20 protein-coding genes are annotated in these 20,634 nt (G+C 66.3%); 9 read left to right on the top strand and 11 right to left on the bottom strand.

Annotated features, from left to right (window positions below; translation table 11 throughout):
• Nucleotides 1-12: 12 nt before the first annotated feature.
• The 7 genes from VW23_RS21985 to VW23_RS21955 form a co-directional block, all read right to left on the bottom strand.
• Nucleotides 13-1,287, bottom strand: coding sequence for an ABC transporter substrate-binding protein (locus VW23_RS21985; RefSeq protein WP_069911637.1), 1,275 nt, complete (start codon nt 1,285-1,287; stop codon nt 13-15).
• A 207-nt stretch (nt 1,288-1,494) separates the two neighbouring features.
• A complete protein-coding gene (locus tag VW23_RS21980) occupies nt 1,495-2,511 on the bottom strand; it encodes a LacI family DNA-binding transcriptional regulator (RefSeq protein WP_069911636.1) in 1,017 nt (338 codons plus the stop codon).
• 137 nt (nt 2,512-2,648) lie between these two features.
• Entirely contained in the window at nt 2,649-4,037 is a 1,389-nt protein-coding gene (locus tag VW23_RS21975) for an ADP-ribosylglycohydrolase family protein (RefSeq protein ID WP_069911635.1), read from the bottom strand.
• Nucleotides 4,038-4,062: 25 nt separating this feature from the next.
• Nucleotides 4,063-4,983: an ABC transporter permease gene (locus VW23_RS21970; protein WP_069911634.1), complete on the bottom strand. Its 921-nt coding sequence runs from the start codon at nt 4,981-4,983 to the stop codon at nt 4,063-4,065.
• Entirely contained in the window at nt 4,980-6,059 is a 1,080-nt protein-coding gene (locus tag VW23_RS21965) for an ABC transporter permease (RefSeq protein ID WP_069911633.1), read from the bottom strand. Before VW23_RS21965 ends, VW23_RS21970 begins: the two co-directional genes overlap by 4 nt.
• On the bottom strand, nt 6,056-7,600 hold the full coding sequence (locus VW23_RS21960) for an ABC transporter ATP-binding protein (protein WP_069911632.1): 1,545 nt from the start codon (nt 7,598-7,600) through the stop codon (nt 6,056-6,058). The genes VW23_RS21965 and VW23_RS21960 overlap by 4 nt, the downstream gene beginning before the upstream one ends.
• Nucleotides 7,601-7,606: 6 nt before the next feature.
• Entirely contained in the window at nt 7,607-8,716 is a 1,110-nt protein-coding gene (locus VW23_RS21955; protein WP_069911631.1) for a BMP family ABC transporter substrate-binding protein, read from the bottom strand.
• Nucleotides 8,717-8,891: 175 nt separating this feature from the next.
• On the opposite strand from VW23_RS21955, the gene VW23_RS21950 reads away from it, so the two are divergent.
• Entirely contained in the window at nt 8,892-9,887 is a 996-nt protein-coding gene (locus VW23_RS21950) for a LacI family DNA-binding transcriptional regulator (protein ID WP_069911630.1), read from the top strand.
• Nucleotides 9,888-10,181: 294 nt separating this feature from the next.
• On the opposite strand, the gene VW23_RS21945 is transcribed toward VW23_RS21950, so the two are convergent.
• Nucleotides 10,182-11,222 carry a GlxA family transcriptional regulator gene (locus VW23_RS21945; RefSeq protein ID WP_069911629.1) on the bottom strand — a complete coding sequence of 347 codons (1,041 nt, stop codon included), beginning with the start codon at nt 11,220-11,222 and terminating at the stop codon, nt 10,182-10,184.
• Nucleotides 11,223-11,346: 124 nt separating this feature from the next.
• Between VW23_RS21945 and VW23_RS21940 the strand changes: the two genes are divergently transcribed.
• From VW23_RS21940 to VW23_RS21930, 3 genes are read left to right on the top strand one after another with little or no spacing between them, the layout of a single operon-like run.
• The gene (locus VW23_RS21940; RefSeq protein WP_069911628.1) at nt 11,347-11,790 is read left to right on the top strand and encodes a carboxymuconolactone decarboxylase family protein; all 444 of its coding nucleotides are present in this window, start codon (nt 11,347-11,349) and stop codon (nt 11,788-11,790) included.
• Nucleotides 11,791-11,845: 55 nt separating this feature from the next.
• On the top strand, nt 11,846-12,079 hold the full coding sequence (locus VW23_RS21935; RefSeq protein ID WP_069911627.1) for a hypothetical protein: 234 nt from the start codon (nt 11,846-11,848) through the stop codon (nt 12,077-12,079).
• A 39-nt stretch (nt 12,080-12,118) separates the two neighbouring features.
• Nucleotides 12,119-12,424 (top strand): acylphosphatase, encoded by a 306-nt coding sequence (locus tag VW23_RS21930; RefSeq protein WP_084646371.1) that lies wholly within the window; start codon nt 12,119-12,121, stop codon nt 12,422-12,424.
• A 144-nt stretch (nt 12,425-12,568) separates the two neighbouring features.
• Here VW23_RS21930 and VW23_RS21925 read toward each other — a convergent pair whose 3' ends face one another.
• From VW23_RS21925 to VW23_RS21915, 3 genes are read right to left on the bottom strand one after another with little or no spacing between them, the layout of a single operon-like run.
• Nucleotides 12,569-13,192 (bottom strand): glutathione S-transferase family protein, encoded by a 624-nt coding sequence (locus VW23_RS21925; protein WP_069911626.1) that lies wholly within the window; start codon nt 13,190-13,192, stop codon nt 12,569-12,571.
• The gene (locus VW23_RS21920; protein ID WP_069911625.1) at nt 13,185-14,048 is read right to left on the bottom strand and encodes a (2Fe-2S)-binding protein; all 864 of its coding nucleotides are present in this window, start codon (nt 14,046-14,048) and stop codon (nt 13,185-13,187) included. The genes VW23_RS21925 and VW23_RS21920 overlap by 8 nt, the downstream gene beginning before the upstream one ends.
• Nucleotides 14,045-14,653: a Rieske 2Fe-2S domain-containing protein gene (locus VW23_RS21915; RefSeq protein WP_069911624.1), complete on the bottom strand. Its 609-nt coding sequence runs from the start codon at nt 14,651-14,653 to the stop codon at nt 14,045-14,047. Before VW23_RS21915 ends, VW23_RS21920 begins: the two co-directional genes overlap by 4 nt.
• 287 nt (nt 14,654-14,940) lie before the next feature.
• Here VW23_RS21915 and VW23_RS21910 point away from each other — a divergent pair, with 287 nt between their 5' ends.
• The 5 genes from VW23_RS21910 (at nt 14,941) to VW23_RS21890 (ending at nt 20,512) form a co-directional block, all read left to right on the top strand.
• The gene (locus VW23_RS21910; protein WP_069911623.1) at nt 14,941-16,044 is read left to right on the top strand and encodes a BMP family ABC transporter substrate-binding protein; all 1,104 of its coding nucleotides are present in this window, start codon (nt 14,941-14,943) and stop codon (nt 16,042-16,044) included.
• Nucleotides 16,045-16,231: 187 nt separating this feature from the next.
• Nucleotides 16,232-17,347, top strand: coding sequence for an ABC transporter permease (locus VW23_RS21905; RefSeq protein ID WP_069911622.1), 1,116 nt, complete (start codon nt 16,232-16,234; stop codon nt 17,345-17,347).
• Nucleotides 17,347-18,264: an ABC transporter permease gene (locus VW23_RS21900; protein WP_069911621.1), complete on the top strand. Its 918-nt coding sequence runs from the start codon at nt 17,347-17,349 to the stop codon at nt 18,262-18,264. Before VW23_RS21905 ends, VW23_RS21900 begins: the two co-directional genes overlap by 1 nt.
• A gap of 23 nt (nt 18,265-18,287) precedes the next feature.
• Nucleotides 18,288-18,998 (top strand): biuret amidohydrolase, encoded by a 711-nt coding sequence (gene biuH / locus VW23_RS21895; protein WP_069911620.1) that lies wholly within the window; start codon nt 18,288-18,290, stop codon nt 18,996-18,998.
• Nucleotides 18,998-20,512, top strand: a complete 1,515-nt coding sequence (locus VW23_RS21890; protein WP_069911619.1) for an ABC transporter ATP-binding protein — start codon at nt 18,998-19,000, stop codon at nt 20,510-20,512. Before biuH ends, VW23_RS21890 begins: the two co-directional genes overlap by 1 nt.
• Nucleotides 20,513-20,634 lie beyond the last annotated feature (122 nt).

The following is a 20,634-nucleotide window of genomic DNA, read 5'->3' as shown; positions in this document are numbered from 1 at the left end:
GTGATCGCGTGGCTACTGGATACGGCGGAGCTGCGAGCCGAGCTGCTGCTGCGCCTGCTGCAGGGTCGAGGCGACATCCGAGCCGTTGCGGATATCCGAGAAGGCCCGGTTCAGCACGGTCTCGAAGGCCACGTAGCCGATCGAGCGCGGGCGAGGCACCGGCGTATCGGCCAGTTCATAGGTCATGATCTTCTTCAGGTCGTCGCCGACGGCCGGATTCTCGCCGGCGAGCCAGTCGATATAGGGACCATAGGCCTGCTGGTTGACCGGAACGTTGGGAATGCTCTCGAGCACGAGACCAACACCGGCAGGGTTGAGGGTGATGAACTCGGCGAACTTCAGCGCCGCTTCCGGATGCGCCGCGTAGGGGCTGATCCCGACGGCCCATGAGTCCGTCGGGGTCTGCGCCTTGCTGTCGGTCCAGTAGGGAATGGGGGCGAGCCCGAAGTTGAGGTTCGTGGCTTCGTCAAAGGCCTTCAGGCGCCAGGGACCAGTGACATAGAACACGGTCTCGCCGCTGGTGAAAACCGACTGCATCTGGTCGACGGCGATGCCGCGAGGAGCCAACCCGTCCTCGAACAGCGACGAGTAGAACTTGCCGGCAGCGATCCATTTGTCGTTGGCGACGTCGGGGGTGAGGTTGCCCTCGCCGGTCAGCCCGGTGCCGCCGCCATTGCCCTCGAAGATGGGCTGAAGCTGGTAGTAACGGTCGATCTGTTCCGGCACGAAGCCATATTTGGCGTCCGATCCGGCCATCACCTGCCTGGCCAGCGCGACAGTCTCGTCGTAGGTCATGCGCGCAGCCGCATCCGACGACGGGTAGGCGATGCCCGCAGCGTCGAACAGATCCTTGTTGTAGTACATGAGCTGCGTCGAGGTCCAAAGCGGCAGGGCGTAGAGCGTGCCGTTGTATTTGAGCACGGACTGCGCGGCTTCGCTGGCAACTGCCTCGACCGCACCGAGCCGGTCGCTGATGTCACGCAGATACCCGCTGTTCGCCATGGCCGGTACGCGGGGCGTATCGACGAGGAACAGATCGAGCGACGAATCCTTGCCGCCGACGCGCGACTCGATCGTGGGTACCATGCTGTCGAACGGCACGGTCTCGAAATTGACCTTGATGTCGGGGTTCTCGGCCTCGAAGGCGGCAATGGCGGCGTCAAAGCTGCCATCGGCCTCGGCCGTCAGGAAATTGATGGTCACCGGCTCGGCCATGGCAAGGCCGGCGGTGGAGCTAAGGAACATGGCGGTCAGCCCGACCAGCGTTCCCGACTTGATGATGTGCATGTGGATTCCTCCCAGTCGCAGGTTTCTGCACCCGCGTGCAGAAACTCATCCAGGTCGGCTAAGGAGTCAAGAGCGGATCTGCTAACGCGCCAGCTGTCCGCGCCTAACTATTGTTAGTGCTAGTGAATTTCGTCCACAAGGTGAAGGATACGAACCGGGGCAGCGGGCGCAATCAGGTAGATTTGTGAACCCGCGTGCAGTCTGGTCTCAGGTGTTGCCGCGGCGCGGGCGGGTGGTCTGCCGCTCGACCAGGCGAACAGGCACGAGCAGGTGTTCGACCGAACCGTCACCGGAGGCGATCTTGCGGGCGACCATGTCGATGGTGAGGTGCACCATCTCGGACATGTCGGGCCCGACTGATGTCAGGCCGGGGGCAGACCAACTGGCCGGGTCGGAGTTGTCGTAGCCGACGATGGCCAGTTGCTCGGGGATGGCCAGCCCGAACTCGGTGCGGGCTACCTGCAGCGCGACCAGCGCCATGTTGTCGTTGGCGCAGAAGATCGCGTCTGGGGGCACTGGCAGCGACAGCAGCTTCCTGGCGGCGGCGGCGGCGCCGTCCAGTCTGAAGAAGCCGGGTTCTTCGGCATGGAGCGCCATGCGGTGCGCCGCCAGCGCGTCCTTGAGGCCGCGTTCGCGGTCGCGGTTGTTGGCGGTGTCGGAACGACCGGACAGGAAGGCGATCCGCCTGTGACCGGTTTCGCACAACAGCTTGCCGGCGGCGTAGCCCCCGCCATAGTCGTCACCGGACACCGAGTTGAGGGCGTTGGTGCCGAGGATCTGCTGCATCATCACCACTGGCACCCCGGTCTGGAGTGCGGCCAGCGGCAGATTGGTATCGAGCGTCGAGACGGTCGTGATGACGGCGTCGACCTGGTAGGACATCAGCCGCGGAATGAACTCGTCGAAGTTCGAGGTATCGGGCACCAGCAGCAGGATGCCGAGGCCACGCGCCTGCAGTTCTCGGCTCATCCGCTCGAGCATTTCGGCGTGGACCGGGTTGTAGAGGTCGGCGGCGATGATGCCGACCAGGCCGGTGGAGCGCTTGGACAGGCTGCGGGCGATGGCGTTGGGGCTGTAGTTGAGCATCCGGGCCGCCGCGAGCACCTTGGCCCGGGTTTCGTCGGACACGTAGGCGCCCTCGGTGAAGGTCCGCGACACGGCCGAACGGGAGACCCCTGCCAGCCGCGCCACATCAGCAGACCGCGCCGTTTTCTGCGTCTTCATGCAACCCCCTGCCGTTCCGCGGGCACGCGGCAACGCAATCGCACCTAGCATGGCATGGCGGTAGCTGGGTACTGGGGACGCCGCTTTCGTCAAAAACCGGACGCGAGCGCGCCCGCCGGGGCGGGCCCGCGGAGCAGCTACCCCCGTGCCTTCCTTACCGCCTCGACCGTCTGCCCCACCAGATCGTCAAATGCGATCTTGGCCGGGCGGCGCATGTAAGTGACGATGTCGTCGACCAGGAGGGGGGCGGACCAGCGGTCGGCGATGATCGAACTGCCCTGCTGGATGCCGAGCACGCAAAGCATCTGGGCGGCGTTGCAATCGACGTCGTGGCCGATGCCGCAGATGATCTCCAGCGTCAGGTCGAAATCGCCATTGCCGAACCACAGCGCCACCACTTGCGCGGCGGCATTGGGGTAGACGTGGATCCAGTTGTACTCGATGTACTCGGCGTCGCATTTGGCCCAGGCGGTCTGCCAGTCCGGCGAATTGCGGCAGGCTTCGAGGGCGAAGGCGAGGACGGCGCCGTATTCGGTGCGGGTCGAGAACAGCTCGATGGTTGAAACCAGCAGCGCCTTACTGTCGGTTTCGGTGTAGGCGCGAGCGGCGAGCACGGCGTTGAACACTTCACCGAGGATGCCGTTGCCGGCGGCGGAGATTTCGGCGTCGAGGTACGCGAGGCGGGCGGCTTCGCGCGCCTGCCCGGGGGCGACCATGCCGCAGATGGTGCCGCGCATCTGGCCGCCGATCCATTCGTCGAACGGGTTATCGAGCGCGCCGGTGAGCGGCGGCAGCAGGCCACGGCGGATGCTGGCGAGCGCCACCGCTTCGGCCGACCAGCCCATCGGGATCAGCGCGGTCCAGCGTTCGGCGATATCGGCGCCGGTGACGGCATGGCCCTTGTCGGCGAAGGCCTCGAGGAAAGCGATCTCGAAGGTGATGTCGTCATTATAGGTGTTGGGCTCGCGCACGTAATCGCGGATCGGGCCGAACACTTTGGCGATGTTCTCGGCGGTATAGCCCTCGAGCGCCGTGCCGGCAGCAGCGCCGACCAGCTGGCCGAGCCAGGCGGCGCGGGTGCGGTCGGCGAAGTCCGGGCTCGCCACATCGACGGCGGTATCGGCAGGCCAGCTGACGTCGGCGTCGAAGGCCGCCCAGTCGACATAGCGCAGGGTCTGCTGGCTCTTGTGATTGGGGTCGGCCACGGCGGCACGCATGATGGCGCGGAGGCGGAAGTCGATGGTGTAGAGCGTTTCGTAGTCTTTGCTGGCCAGGGCATCGAGGCCCTGCTGCAGCAGCTCGCCATAGGGGGCGAGCACGAAACCCTTGCTCTCGAGCGATTGCAGCGCGCCGGCCATCAGGCATTCGGGCGCGGCGGAGCCGGGCACGTTGCTCTGCCAGTACATCGCCATCAGCATGTCGCCGCCATTCATGATGGCGCTGGCGTCCCAGGTCTGCTCTTCGGCAGTGCGGACGATCGGCAGGGTGTCGCGCAGCAGGTCGCGGGTCAGTTCCCAGGCTTTCATGGGCTACCTTCGGTTCTAGGGGTGGTCAGGAAATCTTGCGGGCTTTGGCTTGCCGGCGCGCCGCGTAAACGGTGAGCATGACGGCGGGCACAATGTAGGGGATCATCTGCATCAGCTCGCTGGGCAGGCCCTTGGTCTGCATGGTGATGGCGACGGTTTCGGCAATGCCGAGCACGGCGGCGGCAGCAAAGGTGCCCCAGGCGGTGCCCATGCCCATCACCTCTGCGGCAAGCGCGATGAAGCCGCGCCCGGCCGTCATGTTCTGCGCGAACCAGCTGACATAACCCATTGAGAGATAAGCGCCGGCAGCACCGCCCAGCACACCCGAAAGGGTCAGCGCATAGAGCTGCACGCGGTTACGCGAGATGCCGGCGGCTGCTGCCGCTTTGGGGTCGGAACCGACGGCGCGGATGTGGAGGCCGAACGGCGTGCGGGCCAGCATGATGGCGACGGCCGGCACCGCGAGGATGGCGAGATAGGTCAGCATATGGTGCCCCGACAGCAGCGGGCCGAGGATCGGCACACCGCCGAGCAAGGGGATGTCGATATTGGGCAGTACGCCGCTTTTCAGGGCGCCCGACATCCCCTTGTCGCCGGTGGCGAGGAACAGGCCGAGCGTCGTCGCGGCCAGCGCCGCCATGTTCAACGCGATGCCCGTAATGATGAACTGGGTGCCGAGGCCGTTGATGAAGAACGCCATCAGCGCGCCGAGCAGGCCGCCGCCGATGAGCGCGGCGAAGAGCCCGAGGAACGGGTTGGCGGTAGCGGCGCTGACCAGCACACCGATCAGCGCGCCCGACAGCATGATGCCCTCCATGCCGATGTTGAGCACCCCGGCGCGATCGGAGATCAGCACGCCGAGCGCGGCCAGCAGCAGCGGGGTCATTACCCGGAGCACGGTGGCGAAGACGGCGGGGTCGGCGATGGCGCTGAAGAACTCGATCATGCGCCTTGCTCCTCGCCCGCTTCTTTGCCCTTGATGTCGCGGATCAGCCGCAGGAAGGCCGGGTGGCGGAAGATGGCGGCGGCGGTCACCGCCAGCATGATGGCGGCGGTCACCAGCCCGACGATCTCACTGGGCACGTCGAGGTTGCGCGCCAGCATGTCGCCACCGACCTGGAGGTAGGCGAGGAACAAAGCGGCGGGGATGACGAGGAACGGGTTCTCGCGGGCGAGGATGGCGACGGTGATGCCGGTCCAGCCATGGCCGGGCAGCCCGGTCCAGGAGAAGCGGCTATAGAGCCCGAGCACTTCGATGGCGCCGGCCATGCCGGCGATCAGCCCGCCGGCGATCTGCGCCTGCATCAAGAGTTTCGAGGAGGCGAGGCCGAGATGGCTGGCAAAGCCGGGGCTCCAGCCGACGATGCGAACATTGAGACCGGAGCGGGTGCCGTAGAGCCAGATGCCGCCGAGGAGGCACGCAACGAAGGCGATGATGACGCCGGTATGGAGGCGGGTGCCCTGCAGCAGCCGATCGAGGGTGAAATCACCAGGCAGTTTGTAGGACATCAGCGCCCCGGCATTGGGGTCGCGCAGCACGTAGTTGAGGAAATACACCCCGGCGAACAGGAAGGCGAAGTTCAGCACCAGCGAATTGACCATCTCGGAGGCGCCGAAGCGCACGCGGAGGTAGCCCGGCACGATACAGGCGAGCGAGCCGACCAGGGCGCCGATCAGGATGGCGGCGGGCGTTGCAATGAGCCCGGTGAGCGGCAGCAGCACGGCAGTCGCCGCGGCAGCGAGGCCGCCGAGAAAGAAGCTGCCCTCGACGCCCAGGTTGAACATGCCGGCACGGAAGATGATGGTGGCGGCGAGCCCGGTCATCATGGTGGGCGTTGCCGCCTCGAGGATATTGCCCATGTGGCGAATGGTGCCGAACGGGCCGAGGACGAACAGCCGCAGCACCTCGAGCGGGTCGGGCTGCGACAGCGCCAGCGGCACCAGCACGGCGAGGATCACCAGGCCAATGACCAGGGCGGTGAGGGCGAATTCGGTGAGGCCGGCGAGGATGGCGCGGGTCATGCGGCTGTCTCCAGCCCGAGCATATAGGGGCCGAGCGCAGCCGGCGTCAGGCCGGGATGGTTTGCGAGATCGGCGACGATCTTGCCGTTGAACAGCACCAGCACGCGGTCGGCGAGGCGCAGCAGTTCATCGAGATCGGCGGTGATCAGCAGCACGGCGGCGCCGTCGCGGGCGGCGAGGTCGATGCGGCCATGCAGCAGGGCAGCGGCGGCGACATCGACGCCGCGGGTCGGCTGGTCGGCGATCAGCAGTTTCGGCGAACCGGCGAGCTCGCGCGCCGCGATCAGCTTCTGGGCGTTGCCGCCCGACAGCGAATCCAGCCGCTCGCCGGTGCCGCCGGCCCGCACGGCGTAATCGGCGATCATCTGCTGCACCCGCCTGCGGATGGCGCCGCGACGCAGGAACGGGCCCCATTGCAGCGCCTTGTCGCCATCGGTGCCGGCAATGGCGTTGTCGGCAAGGCTCAAGGCGGCAGTGCCGCCGCGGGCGTGGCGATCGGCCGGGAGATAGGCGAGACCGGCCTCGCGCCAGCCGGGTGTACCGGCGCGCGTCATGTCGGTTCCATCGAGACGAATGCTGCCAGAAGCCGGGCGCATCAGCCCGCTCAGCACGCCGACGAGGCCGCGCTGGCCGCTGCCATCGACCCCGGCAATGCCGACGATCTCGTCGGCACGGATGCTGAGAGAAATGTCCTCGATGCGGTCGGCCGGGTCGCGCGCGCGGGTCGAGACATTGTCGAGTTCGAGCACCACCGGCGCGTCGGTGCGCTGGCGCTGGCGGCGCGGCACATCGACATCGCGGCCCATCACCATGCGGGTGATTGTCGTGTCGTCGACTTCGGCGAGCGGCGTGGTGCCGACCACTTTGCCGGCGCGCAGCACCGTGACGGTTTCGGCCAGCGCCCGCACTTCGTGCAGCTTGTGCGAGATGAAGAGGATGGTCATGCCGGCGGCGCAGAGGTCGCGTAGGCGGTTGAACAACTCCTCGATTTCAGGCGGCGACAGTACCGCGGTGGGCTCGTCGAGGATCAGGAGGCGGGTATCGCGCGACAGCGCCTTCAAAATCTCGACCTTCTGCTGCGCTGCGACCGACAGAGTGTCGGTGCGCGCATCGGGGTCGACCGCGAGATCGAAGCGCTGAGTCAATTCAACCACCTGGCGGTGCGCCTTATTGCGATCGATGAAGATCGCGCGGCGCGGCTCGTGGCCGAGGATGATGTTCTCGGTGACGGTGAGGATGGGGACCAGCGAGAAATGCTGGTGCACCATGCCGATGCCGTGCTTGCCGGCGAAGTCTGGTGTCGCGGTGTCGACCGCGGCGCCATCGATCAGGACCTGTCCGGCGCTCGGGCTTTCGAGCCCGAACAGGATCTTCATCAGCGTCGATTTACCGGCGCCGTTCTCGCCGCAGATGGCATGGATCGACCCCCTCCGAATATCGAAGGTGGCATCGGTGAGGGCCACGGTGCCGTTCGGGTAGGTTTTGGACACTCCCCGGAACGAGACGATGGGGCCCTCGGCCATTTGCGGCGAGTTGCTCATCGGCGGTTACGGACGGACGGCGTCGCGGATGGCGTTGATCGCGGCGGTGTCCATGCCGAAGGCGGTCGGCACGACCACCTCACCCGCGGCGATCTTGGCCTTGGCGTCGGCGATGGCGGCCTTGGTCTCGGCCGAAGCGAGCTTTTCGTAATTGCCGGTCTCGACGATGCCGACGGCGCCTTCAGCGAGGCCGACCGTCTCGGCCGAACCGAAGGGGAGCTTACCCTCTTTGTAGAGGTCGTAGGCGCGGACGAGGCTGACGTCGACGTTCTTCAGCACCGAGCTCACCACCTGGCTGGCAATCGCCGGATCGCTCTCGGCGAAGATGGCTTCCTGGTCGGAATCGACGCCGAGCACGAACTTGCCGGTTTCCTTGGCGGCAGCGGCCTGGCCGAGGCCGGCCTGCGAGGCGGCGATGAAGCCGAGCGCCACGCCGGAGCGATACTGGGCGAGCCCCAGTTCCTTGCCCTTGGCGGCATCGGTGAACGAGCCGGCATAGGCGACCGACACCTTGACGTCAGGGGTGACCGACTGCGCGCCGGCGATGTAGCCGACGAGGAAGTCGTTGATGACGGGGATATCCATGCCGCCGAGGAAGCCGAGCGCGGTGCCGGCGTCAGCTGGGAGGCCTGATTTCAGCAGGCCCGCGGCGAGGATGCCGCCGAGATAGGAGCCTTCGTTCTGCTTGTACTGCACGGCGTAAACGTTGGGGTAGGCGCCGCCTTCGAAGGGCAGGCTCGCATCGAACAGGATGTACTTCTTGTCCGGGTACTGCTCGGCCACGGCGCCCAGGGTTTCCGAGAGCGAGAAGGTGCCGCCGATGATCAGGTCCCAATCCTGCTCGGAGACTTCGAGCAGCGCCGGCTCCCAGCCGGTCGGGTCGTCGCCGATCTCGAGCACCTTGGTCTCGACCTCGTCGCCGTACTTGGCCTTGATTTCCTCGATGCCCTTGTTCGCCGAGTCGAAGAACGACTTGTCGCCGAGCGCGCCATTGACCAGCAGCAGCACCTTGTCGGCGGCGAGGGCGCCGGCGGCAGTGGCGGCGAGCAGCGCGGTGGCGCTGACCAGCCCGAGGGCAGCGCGGCGCAGCGCCACGCGGGTTACCGATTTAGTCATGAAAAACTCCTCCAGAGCGATCCGATGAAACTGAACGATCAGGTCGTTTAATCGTGTAAATAGATAAGCGAGGTGCTATAGGGGGAGTCAAGATGCATTTCACCGAAACGTGCTAAACGCTTGGCAGCGCTGTGAACTTCGTCCACAGATGGCGACGGCGGGGCATGGGGATCAGATGAGCAGGGGCAGGAGCCCGACCATCAAGGATGTGGCGAAAGTCGCCGGGGTCTCCTCGGCGACGGTGTCCTATGTTCTCAACGATCTCAACAAGGTAACGCCGGAAGTTGATGCGCTGGTTCGGCGCGTGGCGAAGGAACTCGGCTACTCGCGCAACAATGCAGCGCGGGCGCTGAAGACCGGCCGCAACAACATTATCGGCTGCATCCTGCCCACGCTGACCAGCCCGGTATTCCCGGAGATCGCCCAGGCGGTGCAGCTGCGCGCCGAGGCGCATGGCTATGCGACGCTGGTGATCGATTCCGGCAATGCGCCGATGCGGGAGGAGAAGGTGGTACGCACCCTCGCCAAGCACGGCGTCGACGGCGCGGTGGCGCTGCTGCATCCGAAGTTCAAGCCAGCCGACCCGCCGCTGTTCCCGATCGTTTCGCTCGACGCGAAATTCCCCGGGCTCGACAGCGTGCATGCCGATCACTATGCGGGCGGCCGGCTGATGGCCGAGCACGCCATCGCCCTCGGGCATCGCCGCATCGGCATGCTCTCGGGCTTCCAGGATCTCACCAGCAGTTTCGAGCGCCGCCAGGGGTTCGTCGACGCGGCAGCTGGCCGGGTGGAACTGGTGTGGGAAGTGAACGTGCACCTCGTGCCGCAACTGCCACCCGTGGCGGTCGAGGCGATCCGCCGGCGTGAGGTGACGATGATTGCCTGCGTCAACGACCTCGTCGCCATCGCGGCGCTGAGCGTTTTGAAGGACAGCGGCATGAGCGCGCCGGGTGATGTCTCGGTATTCGGCTTTGACGACATGCAATGGGCGAGCTGGCCGCTGATCGACCTCACCACCATCCGCCAGCCGCTGGCCGAGCTCGGCAGCCGCGCTGCGGACCTGCTGATCTCCCGGCTCGACGACCGGCAGCGGCCGGTCGAGGACCTAGTGCTGCCGGTGACACTGGTCGAGCGGGGGTCTACGGCGCGGGTGGGGCTCCCTCTCCCCTGAGAGGAGAGGGCAAGCGCAGCTTGCGAGCGAAGGCGAGTTAGCGGAGCTCGGGTGAGGGGTTCACCTTCTCAGCATGCTGGCTCGTCCAGCATGTGGCATCGCTTCACCCCTCAACCGGCCTTCGGCCACCTTCTCCCCTGAGGGGAGAAGGGACCCCGACTGTGACGCCTGAGATGCTCACCGCTCATGCCAGTGTGCTTGGCGCCCCTCACCTTGGCCCTCTCCCTAGCGGACGCTCTCGCGTCCGCTAGGGGGCGAGGGGACGCTGGGGCACGGTCCGTGACTGGCGCCGCCTCACCCCGACTGCCGCTCTGCCTCCGACACCGGCCGCTGGTGTCGGCGGCGGTAGGCTGACGGGGTGACGCCGACCAGCTTGCGGAACAGGTGGCGGAAGGCGGAGGGCTCGGTGTAGCCGATCTCGGCGGCGATCTCGTCGAAGGGCGCGTCGCTGGTTTCCAGCATTTGCTTCGCCTCCTCGATGCGCAGCGTCTGCACGTATTCGATCGGCGCCTGGCCGGTGGCGCGCTTGAAGCGGCGGAGGAAGCTCCGTTCGGTGAGGCCGCTCTCGGCGGCCATGGTGGCGACCGGGTTGGGGGTGCGATAGTTGTCGGCGACCCAGAGTTGCGCGGCGGTAACCAGCGGATCGTCGTGCTTGCGGCCGACCGTCAACGCCGCGTAGGGGAGCTGGCCGTCGCTGTGCCAATCGAGCAGAAACAGCTTTGAAAGCCGCCTCGCTTCCTCGGCGCCGGCAAGGCGGCTCACCAGGTAGAGCAGCAGATCGTGCCAGGAGGCGAAGCCGCCGGTGGTGATCAGCCGGTGGCCTTCGCCGGCCAGCACCAGCACGCGCTCCTTGCGCATCACGATGCCGGGGTGGCGCGCCTTGATCACATCGCAGAAGCCCCAATGCGAGGTGGCTTCCTCGCCATCGAGCAGGCCGGTTTCGCTGAGCAGCAAAGTGGCCGAGCACATCGAGGCGACGATCGCCCCCTGCTCGTAGGTCGAACGGATCCAGTCGGCGATCGGCGCGAAGGTGTTGGGGATCGGCTCGTGCGGGCTGAGCGTCAGGTCGGGGATCATGACGATGTCAGGCGCAGGAAAATCGGCGAAGGCGCCATGCGGGGTGATCAGCACGCCGTGATAATCGCGATAGGGCTCGCCATCGAAGGTGACGAGCCGCGGCAGGAACCGCGGTATACCGCCCGCTTCGCCATGCAGCATTTCCCAATACATGCCCACCGTGGCGAGCAGATCCATGGCGATGAAGGTGCCGGCCGTGCCGGTGTGCGGCGTCGCGACGACGGCGACAAGCAATGGCTTTTCGTCGGCGTTTGGCATGCGTTGTGTCCGATCTGAACCGTTTTCGTCGGAAACCAGCCTATCAGCCAGGCGGCCACACGACTAGACGGCTGGTCCATCGGCGGCACGTCAGCCGCCACAACCTGAAAGACAAGGACCAACCATGAAAACGACCATCACCATCGCGGCGCTCGCCGTCACTGCCACGCTGTCGCTGTTCTCGTTCGCCGGCGCTGCCGAGTTCCCGACCGCGGAAGAGACCTACCAGGATGTAGAGGCGACGCTCGGCGTGCTGCCGAGCCATGTGAAGGCCTACCCGCCATCGGCGGTGGCCGGCGCCTGGGCGATGACCAAGGGCCTGCTGTTCGACGAGAGCAACGTGCTCGAGCCCAAGGTCAAGGCGCTGATCAATCTCGCGGTCGCGGCGCAGATCCCGTGCCAGTACTGCATCTGGCTCGAGACCAAGACCGCCAAGGGCAGCGGCGCTACCGATGCCGAGGTCGCCGAGGCGGTGGCGCAGGCCGCCTATGTCCGCCACTGGAGCACCGTGCTCAACGGCATGCAGATCGACTTTGCGACCTTCAAGTCCGAATTCGGCGGCGACTGACCATGCGGCGCCCGGTCTCGCACCGGGCGCCAGCTTCCAGCCATGAGAGAATTCGATGGACATCCTCATCAACGCGGCCAACGTGCTCTACGTGATCGCCTATTTCACCATGGACATGCTGCGCCTGCGCCTCCTCACGGTGACCGCGGCCTGCTGTCTCGCCGTGTATTTCTACAGCCAGCCCGTGCCGATGTTGAACGTCGTGGCGTGGAACGTGTTCTTCATCGTGCTGAACCTGGTGCAGCTCGGGCGGCTGGTGCTGGCGCGTCGCCCGCCGGCCATCGCTTGAGCCCTTTCGGGCTCGAGGTGGCGACGATAGGCTGGCAGCGTGCGTAACCAATACTCCACCGATGTCGAAGGCGGCGCGCCGGTGCACCGGCGTTTTGCGATCAGCGGCCGGCTGGAGGTGGCGAGCTATCTGGAATTCGTCGCCGAACGGGCGCGCTGGCTCGATATCCGTGGCTGGGTGAGCGCTGAGGGATCGGCGGTAACGCTGGTCGCGGCGGGGCCGGAGGCGCTGGTCGGAGCGCTGGAAATGGCGTGTACGCTGGGGCCGCTCGAAGCGCTGGTCGAGACGATCGAGGCGGTGGACGAGGTGGGCCCAGTGGGGAATGGGTTTGAGGTGCGGGGCTGAGGCTTGGTTCCGTGCGCTTGGCGCCCCTCACCCCAACCCTCTCCCCAGAGGGGAGAGGGGGCGCTGTGGCACTGCCGGTGCGTCTATCGTCCCCTCGCCCCTCTGGGGAGAGGGCCAGGGTGAGGGGCGCCAAGCGCGCAATAGCTAGAAATAACCCGGCACCCCCGGCATGCCCACAAACCCCGGCAGTTTCCGCACCTGGCGCTGCCACAGGTTGATTGCCGGATAATCCTCGTGGCCGATGCCGGCGTCGTGGCTCAGCGCGACGTAGGGGAAGCTGGCGATGTCGGCGATGGTGGGGGTGGCGCCGACGATCCATAGCCCGCCGGCCTGGGCGCGGTCGGCGAGGTGGTCGTCGAGGAGGCGGAGGGCGGTGCGGGCCTTGGCCTGCAGCGTGGCGAGATCGCCGGGGTAGTTCAGCATGGCGATCATCCGGGCGCCGGAGATGGCCATCAGCTCGCCGCCGGCAAAGCTCAGCCACATCATCACGGAACCGAAGCGCACGTCGCGCGGCAGCCACTGGCCTGACGCGTCGTAGCTGCTGGCGAGGTGGCAGAGGATGGCCTGGGCGTCGCGGAGGACGAGGCCAGCATCTTCGAACACCGGCAGCTGGCCGAGCGGGTTGAGCGCCAGGAATTCCGGGCGCTTGTGCTCGCGGCCGGGGAAGAAATCGACGGCCTGGGTTTCGTAGGCGATGCCGAGCATGTTGAGCAGCAGGCGCACCTTGTAGCAGCTGCCCGAGAGCACGTAGTCGTAGAGCTTAGGCATTGGGCAGATCCGTGCGTGGTTCCGTGCCGAAGCGGAGCTGTTTTTCCTTGAGCCAGCGGCGATAGAGCACCGAACTGAGATCGGCGCGGGTCGGGGTTTCGCGGCCCGGCTGCAGCGGCAGCAATGAGGGGCGCTGGTTCTCGAGCACGATCTTGTCCTGGACGAAGATCATCTGCTGGAAGGCGCTGAGTTCGGCGTCGGTGCTGGTGTCGTCGATCACCAGCATGAAGGCATTCGCCACCGAGACGGCTTCATCGACCGGCTGGACGAACAGCGCGATGACGTCCCAGCGGTCGGGCGCGGTGGGTGGGGTCTTGTAGAGCATGACGTTGAAGGGGCTCACCACCCGGTACATGTACTTGCTGATCTGCCCCTCGTCGGAGGCGGCGGCGGCCTTGGGCTGGTAGAACTCGCATTTGGTGGCCCAGAGCTCATCGACATCGCGGCGCTGCTCGACCTCGTATTTGGCCACCTCCGGATGCGCCTCGGAACCGAGGATATCGGTGTGGACATAGGGGAAGTGGGCGAGATCGAGAAAATTCTCGACCAGCCGCAGGCCGGAGGCGCGGACGCGGACCGGGCCGCAATGGATCCAGCGCCGATCCGGTTCGCGGCTTTCCGGTAGCTCAAACAGGTTACGTTCGGGCGTGCCGAAACTGGTCCACAGGTGCCCGTACTCGGTGCGGACGGGGAGGGCGCGGCCGGCGGCGCGGACCTCGACGCCATCGGCAAGCCGGCGCACGGTGAGGTCTTCCCCGAGCAGGCGTGAGTGAACTTCGGCGCCATCAGGAAAATCCTGGAGCGCGCCGAGCGTGTACCACTGGTCGAGCGCGGCCCGGTCGTCGGTGAGGCTCATGCGGCGACTCCCTGTTCGAGGTTCTGGCGCAGGGCCCGCAGGTGTGCCGTGGCGGCGCCGATATCGGCGCCGGCGCCAGTCGCGTGCAGCATGGTCTTTGCGGCATGCACGCGGTGCCAGCCGATCTGCAGGGTGTCGGCGGCGAAGGGCAGCTCAATGAGCGGCTCGGCAGTCGAGCCGCCCAGTTCGGCAAGCACGCGTTCCGGCGCCACTTCGATGGCGAGGCTGATCACCGGGGTCAGCGCGGGCAGTTGCGGCGGTGGGGCCGCGCTGTCGTCGCTCATCCACACCATGCCGCCGGTCTCGGCCGCGGCAAAGGCATTGGCGCGGATGGTGGGCGGCACGGTCAGATCCGGGTGGGCCGGGATGCGCAGGCAATTGGCGCCGGCGCCATACTGCCAGCCGTGATAGAGGCAGTTCAGCGCATTGCCGCGCACGAAGCCGAGGCTCAGCCGCATGCCGCGATGCGGGCAGCGATCCTCCCAGACCTGCGCCACGCCATCCTCGCCACGCCAGATCATCACCTCGCGGGTGTCGACGATCACCGCCCGGGTAATGCCGACCGGCACGTCGCGGCTCAGGGCAATCGGTATCCAGTCAGCCATGGGCGAGACGTCCTTGGTTAGCGATGGTCAACGCATTGTATGCAACACGCAGGCTTGTGATCAAATGTTAGGCAACCGGATCGGTCGTGCGGATGCATTAAGCATTCATTGCTCGGGCCGGGCAAGCGGCATTCTCCGGTCATTCCACGCAAAGCGCTGGAATCGTTGATGGAATGGCGCTGATCGGGCGCCGCTCCGGCTTGGCACATGGATTGCATTGACCTTCATGGATACCGGCGCCGGGCTCAGAAGGCGGCGCCCAAAGGTGCAATCCAGGGGAAGACGTCATGACACTAACCGCTATCTCACGCCGCAGGTTGCTCAAGGTCGGTGCAGCCGGGCTTGCCGCATCGGCGCTGCCATTCGGGATCGCCCGGGCGCAGACCAATGTCGTGCTGGGCATTGTCTATGTCGGGCCGAAGGACGATTTCGGCTGGAACCAGGCGCATGCCGTATCGGTGGAATCGCTGAAGGCACTGCCCGGCATCACCGTGGTGGAAGAAGAGAATGTGCCCGAGACCGACGCCGTGGCCAAGTCCATGGAGTCGATGATCAACCTCGATGGCGCCAACCTGATCCTCGCCACCTCGTTCGGCTATTACAACCCGTTCGTGGTCGAACTGGCGAAGAAGTATCCGGATGTCACCTTCCGGCACGCGGCGCCGTTGTGGAACAAGGACAAGGACCCGGCCAATGCCGGCTCGTATTTCCCGTACCTCAACCAGGCGCATTACGTGAACGGCGTCGCAGCCGGGCTCTCGTCGGGCGGCAAGATCGGGTTCGTGGCGGCCAAGCCCATTCCGTCGGTGCTGTCCAACATCAACTCGGCGCTGCTCGGCGCGCGTTCGGTGAACCCCAATGCCACGGTGCAAGTGATCTTCACCGGCGAGTGGAGCCTGCCGGTGCGCGAGGCGGAGGCCACCAACGCGCTGGTCGACGCCGGCTGCGAAGTCATCACCTGCCATGTGGATAGCCCCAAGGTGGTGATCGAGACCGCCGAGGGGCGCGGCGTGAAGACCGCCGGCCACAATGCCAGCCAGGCGCCGCTGGCGCCCAAGGGGTTCATCACCGGCGCCGAATACAAGTGGGAGACGATCTACAAATCCTACGCCGACGATATCGCCGCCGGCAAAACCCCGCCCAATTTCCTCGTCGGCGGCTACAATAACGACATGCTGCGCACCACGCCCTATGGCGCAGGCGCGACGCCCGAGGCGATCGCCGCGGCCGATGCCGCCATCGCCGCGCTGGTCGCCGGCGCCCCGATCTACAAGGGCACGCTCAAGGACAATGCCGGCAACGTCGTCGTCGACAAGGACTACGACAATTACGACCCGTATCTCGACGGCATGACCTGGCTGCTCGAGGGCGTGCAGGGGTCGATTACCTAAGCGGGCTCCAGGGCATGTCGCGAAAAAGGCCCCCTCACCCGGCGCTGCGCGCCGACCTCTCCCCCAAGGGAGAGGTGATGCATGGGCGAGATCGTGCCACGCGAACACCTCTCCCTTCGGGGGAGAGGTCGGGTTGCGTCAGCAACCCGGGTGAGGGGGCCTTTTGCAAAGCGTGGAGCGTGGGACGATGACCGCTGAAACCGCCGACACCGCTGCGATCCCGGCCAAGGCCGGGCCAAGCCTCGGCCTGCTCCGCTTCGCCGAGGCGGTGAGCATCCCGATTGGGGCGCTGGTGGTTTCGGCGCTGCTGTTCGCGCTGTTCCTCGTCGCCATCGGCAAGGACCCGCTGCAGTTCTACCAGCTGATCTGGACCGGCGGCTTCGGCTCGTCGTTCTCGATTCAGAATTCGCTGCAGCGCGCCGCGCCGCTGATCCTCACCGGCTTGGCCTTCGCCATTCCGGCGCGCATCGGGCTCACCATGATCGGCGGGGAGGGGGCACTGGTGCTGGGCGGCTTCAGCGCTGCCGCCATCGCCATTCCGCTGGTCTCGAACGCCGTGCCGCCCCCGCTGACGCTGCTCGTCATGGCGCTGACGGCGGTGCTGACCGGCGGGCTCTGGGTGGGGTTCACCGGCTGGCTCAAATATGCGCGCGGCGTCAACGAGACCATCGCCTCGCTGCTGATGAGCTATATCGCCATTGCCATCATGAACTTCTTCGTCGAGGGCGCGCTGCGCGACCCGGCCTCGGCCAACAAGCCTTCGACCATGCCGATCGGTGATGCCTACCGCATCGGTTCGATCCCCGGCACCGATGTGCACTGGGGCTTTGCGGCGGGGGTGGTGCTGGCGCTGCTGCTCTGGGTGCTGATGAGCCGCACCACGTTCGGCTTTGCGGCGCGGATGACCGGCGGCAACCTCAGGGCGGCGCGGGCGCAGGGCCTGCCGGTGGGCTGGCTGATGGTGGTGTGCTGCGCCATTGCCGGCGCCGCCGCCGGGCTCGCCGGCTTCTTCGAAGTGGCGGCGATCCACGGCCAGGCCAATGCCTCGCTGGTCGCCGGCTATGGTTTTACCGGCATCCTCGTCGCCTTCCTTGCCCGGCAGAACCCGCTGGCAGTGATCCCGGTGGCGATCCTCTTCGGGGCGCTGGCGGCGGCCGGCGGGGTGATCCAGCGGCGGATGGGGATGCCCGATGCGACAATCCTGGTGCTGCAGGGGATGATGTTCGTGGTGCTGCTGGTGTCTGAAACCTTCTACGGGCGGCTGAAGCTCTTCCAGCCCAAGGCAACGGGGCAGCGGGCCTGATGGACAACGCATTGGTCACCGTGCTCATCGCCATGCTCGGCGGCGCCATCCGGGTGTCGACGCCCTTCATGTTCGTGGCTTTGGGCGAAACGCTCACCGAGAAATCGGGGCGCATCAATTTGGGGCTCGAGGGCAACCTGGTGCTCGGCGCCATGGTGGCCTATGCGGTGAGCTACCTCAGCGGCAATGCCTGGCTGGGCGTCCTCGCCGCCGGCGGTTCGGGGATCTTCCTCGGGGCGTTGCACGGCTATATCTGCAAGCTGCCGCGGGTCAACGATATCGCCGTCGGCATCGCCATGATGAGTTTCGGCACCGGCCTCGCCTTCTTTTTCGGCAAGCCGTTCATCCAGCCCACCGCGCCGCGGCTCGACGCCATTCCGCTGGGCGATTGGACCGGCAACCCGGCTTTGGCGCAGGCGCTGCAGGTCAACCCGCTGTTCTTTGTCGGCATCGCGCTTGCCGTGTTCATGTTCTGGGCCTTCAGGAATACCCGCTGGGGGCTGATCGTCCGGATGACCGGCGACAGCGCCGCCTCGGCCAAGGCGATGGGCGTATCGGTCGACCTGGTGCGGTTCCTCGCCACCGCGGCAGGCGGCTTTCTTGCCGGCATCGGCGGGGCGTTCCTGTCGCTCTATTACCCCGGCAGCTGGAACCAGGGCCTCAGTTCCGGCCAGGGGCTGATGGCGGTGGCGCTGGTGATCTTTGCACGCTGGGACCCGATCAAGTGCATCTTCGCCGCCCTGCTGTTCGGCGCCGCCGGAGCCCTCGGGCCGTCGCTGCAATCGATCGGCATTTCGCAGGGCTACTACTTCTTCAACGCCGCCCCCTACATCCTGACGCTGATCATCATGATCATTTCCGCCGGCTCGAAAGCCGCGGCGCGGGATGTGCCGGGCGAACTGTCGATCACCAAGTGAGGCCGGAGACGATGAGCAGTTCCATGGACGAACGGATCGATGCTGCTGCGGTGCCCGGTGGCAGAACCATCGCCTCGACGCCCTATCCGTGGCCCTATGACGGCGACCTCCGACCCGACAACACGGTGCTCGTGGTCATCGACATGCAGACCGATTTCTGCGGGCCGGGCGGCTATGTCGACTCGATGGGCTACGACATTTCGCTCACCAGGGCGCCCATTGAACCGCTGAAACGGCTGATGGCCGCGTTCCGGGCCAAGGGCTATCCGATCATCCACACCCGCGAGGGCCACAAGCCTGATCTCAGCGACCTGCCGGCCAACAAGCGCTGGCGCTCGCAGCGGATCGGCGCCGGCATCGGCGACCAGGGGCCGCAGGGGCGCATCCTGGTACGCGGTGAGCCGGGCTGGGAGATCATCCCGGAACTGGCGCCGGCACCGGGTGAAGCGATCATCGACAAGCCGGGGAAGGGCTCGTTTGCCTCTACCGACCTCGAGCTGATCCTTCGGCTCAAGGGCATCCGCAATATCGTGCTCACCGGCATCACCACCGATGTCTGCGTCCACACGACGATGCGCGAGGCCAATGATCGCGGCTTCGAATGCGTGCTGCTCGAGGATTGCTGCGCTGCCACCAAATACGACAACCACCTCGCCGCCATCGACATGATCAAGATGCAGGGCGGGGTGTTCGGCGCGGTTGCGACGTCTGCCGCCCTGATCGAGGTGCTGTGATGGCCGGTCGCGCACCCTCGCTCGAAGCCATCGGCATGACCAAGGTGTTCGGGCCGCTGGTGGCGCTCGACGAGGTGTCGATCAAGGTCGAAGCGGGCTCGTTCCATGCGCTCTTGGGCGAGAACGGCGCCGGCAAGTCGACGCTGGTCAAATGCATCATGGGCTTTTACAGCGCCGACAAGGGACAGGTCAGGCTCGACGGCCAGGAGGTGTCGATCCGCTCGCCCAGGGACGCGCGGGCCAATGGCATCGGCATGGTCTACCAGCAGTTCACCCTGGTGCCCTGTCTCACCGGGGCGGAGAACCTGGTGATCTCGCGCGCCGATGCGCCGGCGATCATCGACTGGGCGAAAGAGAAAAAGCACCTCGAGGCCTTCATGGCCGAGATGCCGTTCCGGGTGCCGATGAATACGCCGGTCTCGTCGCTGTCGGCGGGCGAAAAGCAGAAGCTCGAAATCCTCAAGCTGCTCTATCTCGACCAGCGCTTCATGATCCTCGACGAGCCGACCTCGGTGCTGACCCCGGGCGAGGCCGACGAGATGCTGGGGCTCTTGGGCGGCATGGCCGACCGCAAGGAGATCACCGTGCTGATGATCTCGCACAAGTTCCGCGAGGTGAAGGCGTTCTGCGACCACTTCACCGTGCTGCGGCGCGGCCGCTTCACCGGGGCGGGCGACGCCAAGACGGTGAGTGTGCCGGATATGAGCGCCATGATGATCGGCGACACGGCGATCCGCGAACGCGCGGCACGGAAGAAGCACAATGAAGGGGCCGACCGGCTGGAGCTCGCGGGGCTGTTCGCCGAGGACAATGACGGGCTGCCGGCGATCAAAGCGGTCAATCTCAAGGTGAAAGCCGGCGAGATCGTCGGCATTGCCGGGGTATCGGGCAACGGGCAATCGGCACTGGTCGAGGCGCTCAGTGGGCAGCGGCCGCTGTCGGATGGCGGCATCTACATCAATGGCGAGTTCTTTAGGCCCAAGCGCGGCTCGTTCGACCGCTACAAGGTGTTCGGGCTGCCCGAGGAGCCGCTGAAGAACGCCACCGTGCCGCGGATGAGCGTCGCCGAGAACCTGGCGTTCCGTTCCTTCGACAAGCCGCCGGTGGCCAAGCTCGGCTGGTGGATGTCACCCGGCCCGATGCGTGAGAAGGCCAAGGAGTTGATCGCCAAGTATCGGGTGAAAACCCAGGGGCCGGATGCGCCGATCGAGACGCTGTCGGGCGGCAATGTGCAGCGGGCGGTGCTGGCGCGCGAGCTCAGCGGCGATGTCGACGTGCTGATCGTCGCCAACCCCTGCTTCGGACTGGATTTCGCCTCGGTGGCCGATATCCGCAGCCAGATCATGGAGCAGCGCAACCGCGGGGCGGCGGTGCTGCTGGTGAGCGAGGACCTCGACGAGATCCTCGAACTCGCCGACCGGGTGGCGGTGATGAGCGGTGGCACGATCAACTACGTGGCCCGCATCGAGGACACCGACCGGAACACCATCGGACAACACATGGCGGGACATTGAGATGGACGCTGCGACCGCGACAGGGCAGACGAAACCCCAGAGCTGGGGCAGAGGCTGGCGGTGGGCAGCGCCGGGTGAGGGGGCCCTCGATTGGGTCCGTGGCATGGGCGACCTCACCAGAC

It is taken from the genome of Devosia insulae DS-56 (assembly GCF_000970465.2).
GTDB lineage: Bacteria > Pseudomonadota > Alphaproteobacteria > Rhizobiales > Devosiaceae > Devosia_A > Devosia_A insulae.
Note: the sequence above shows the minus strand (reverse complement) of the source record. Positions and strands in the feature narration are given on the sequence as shown.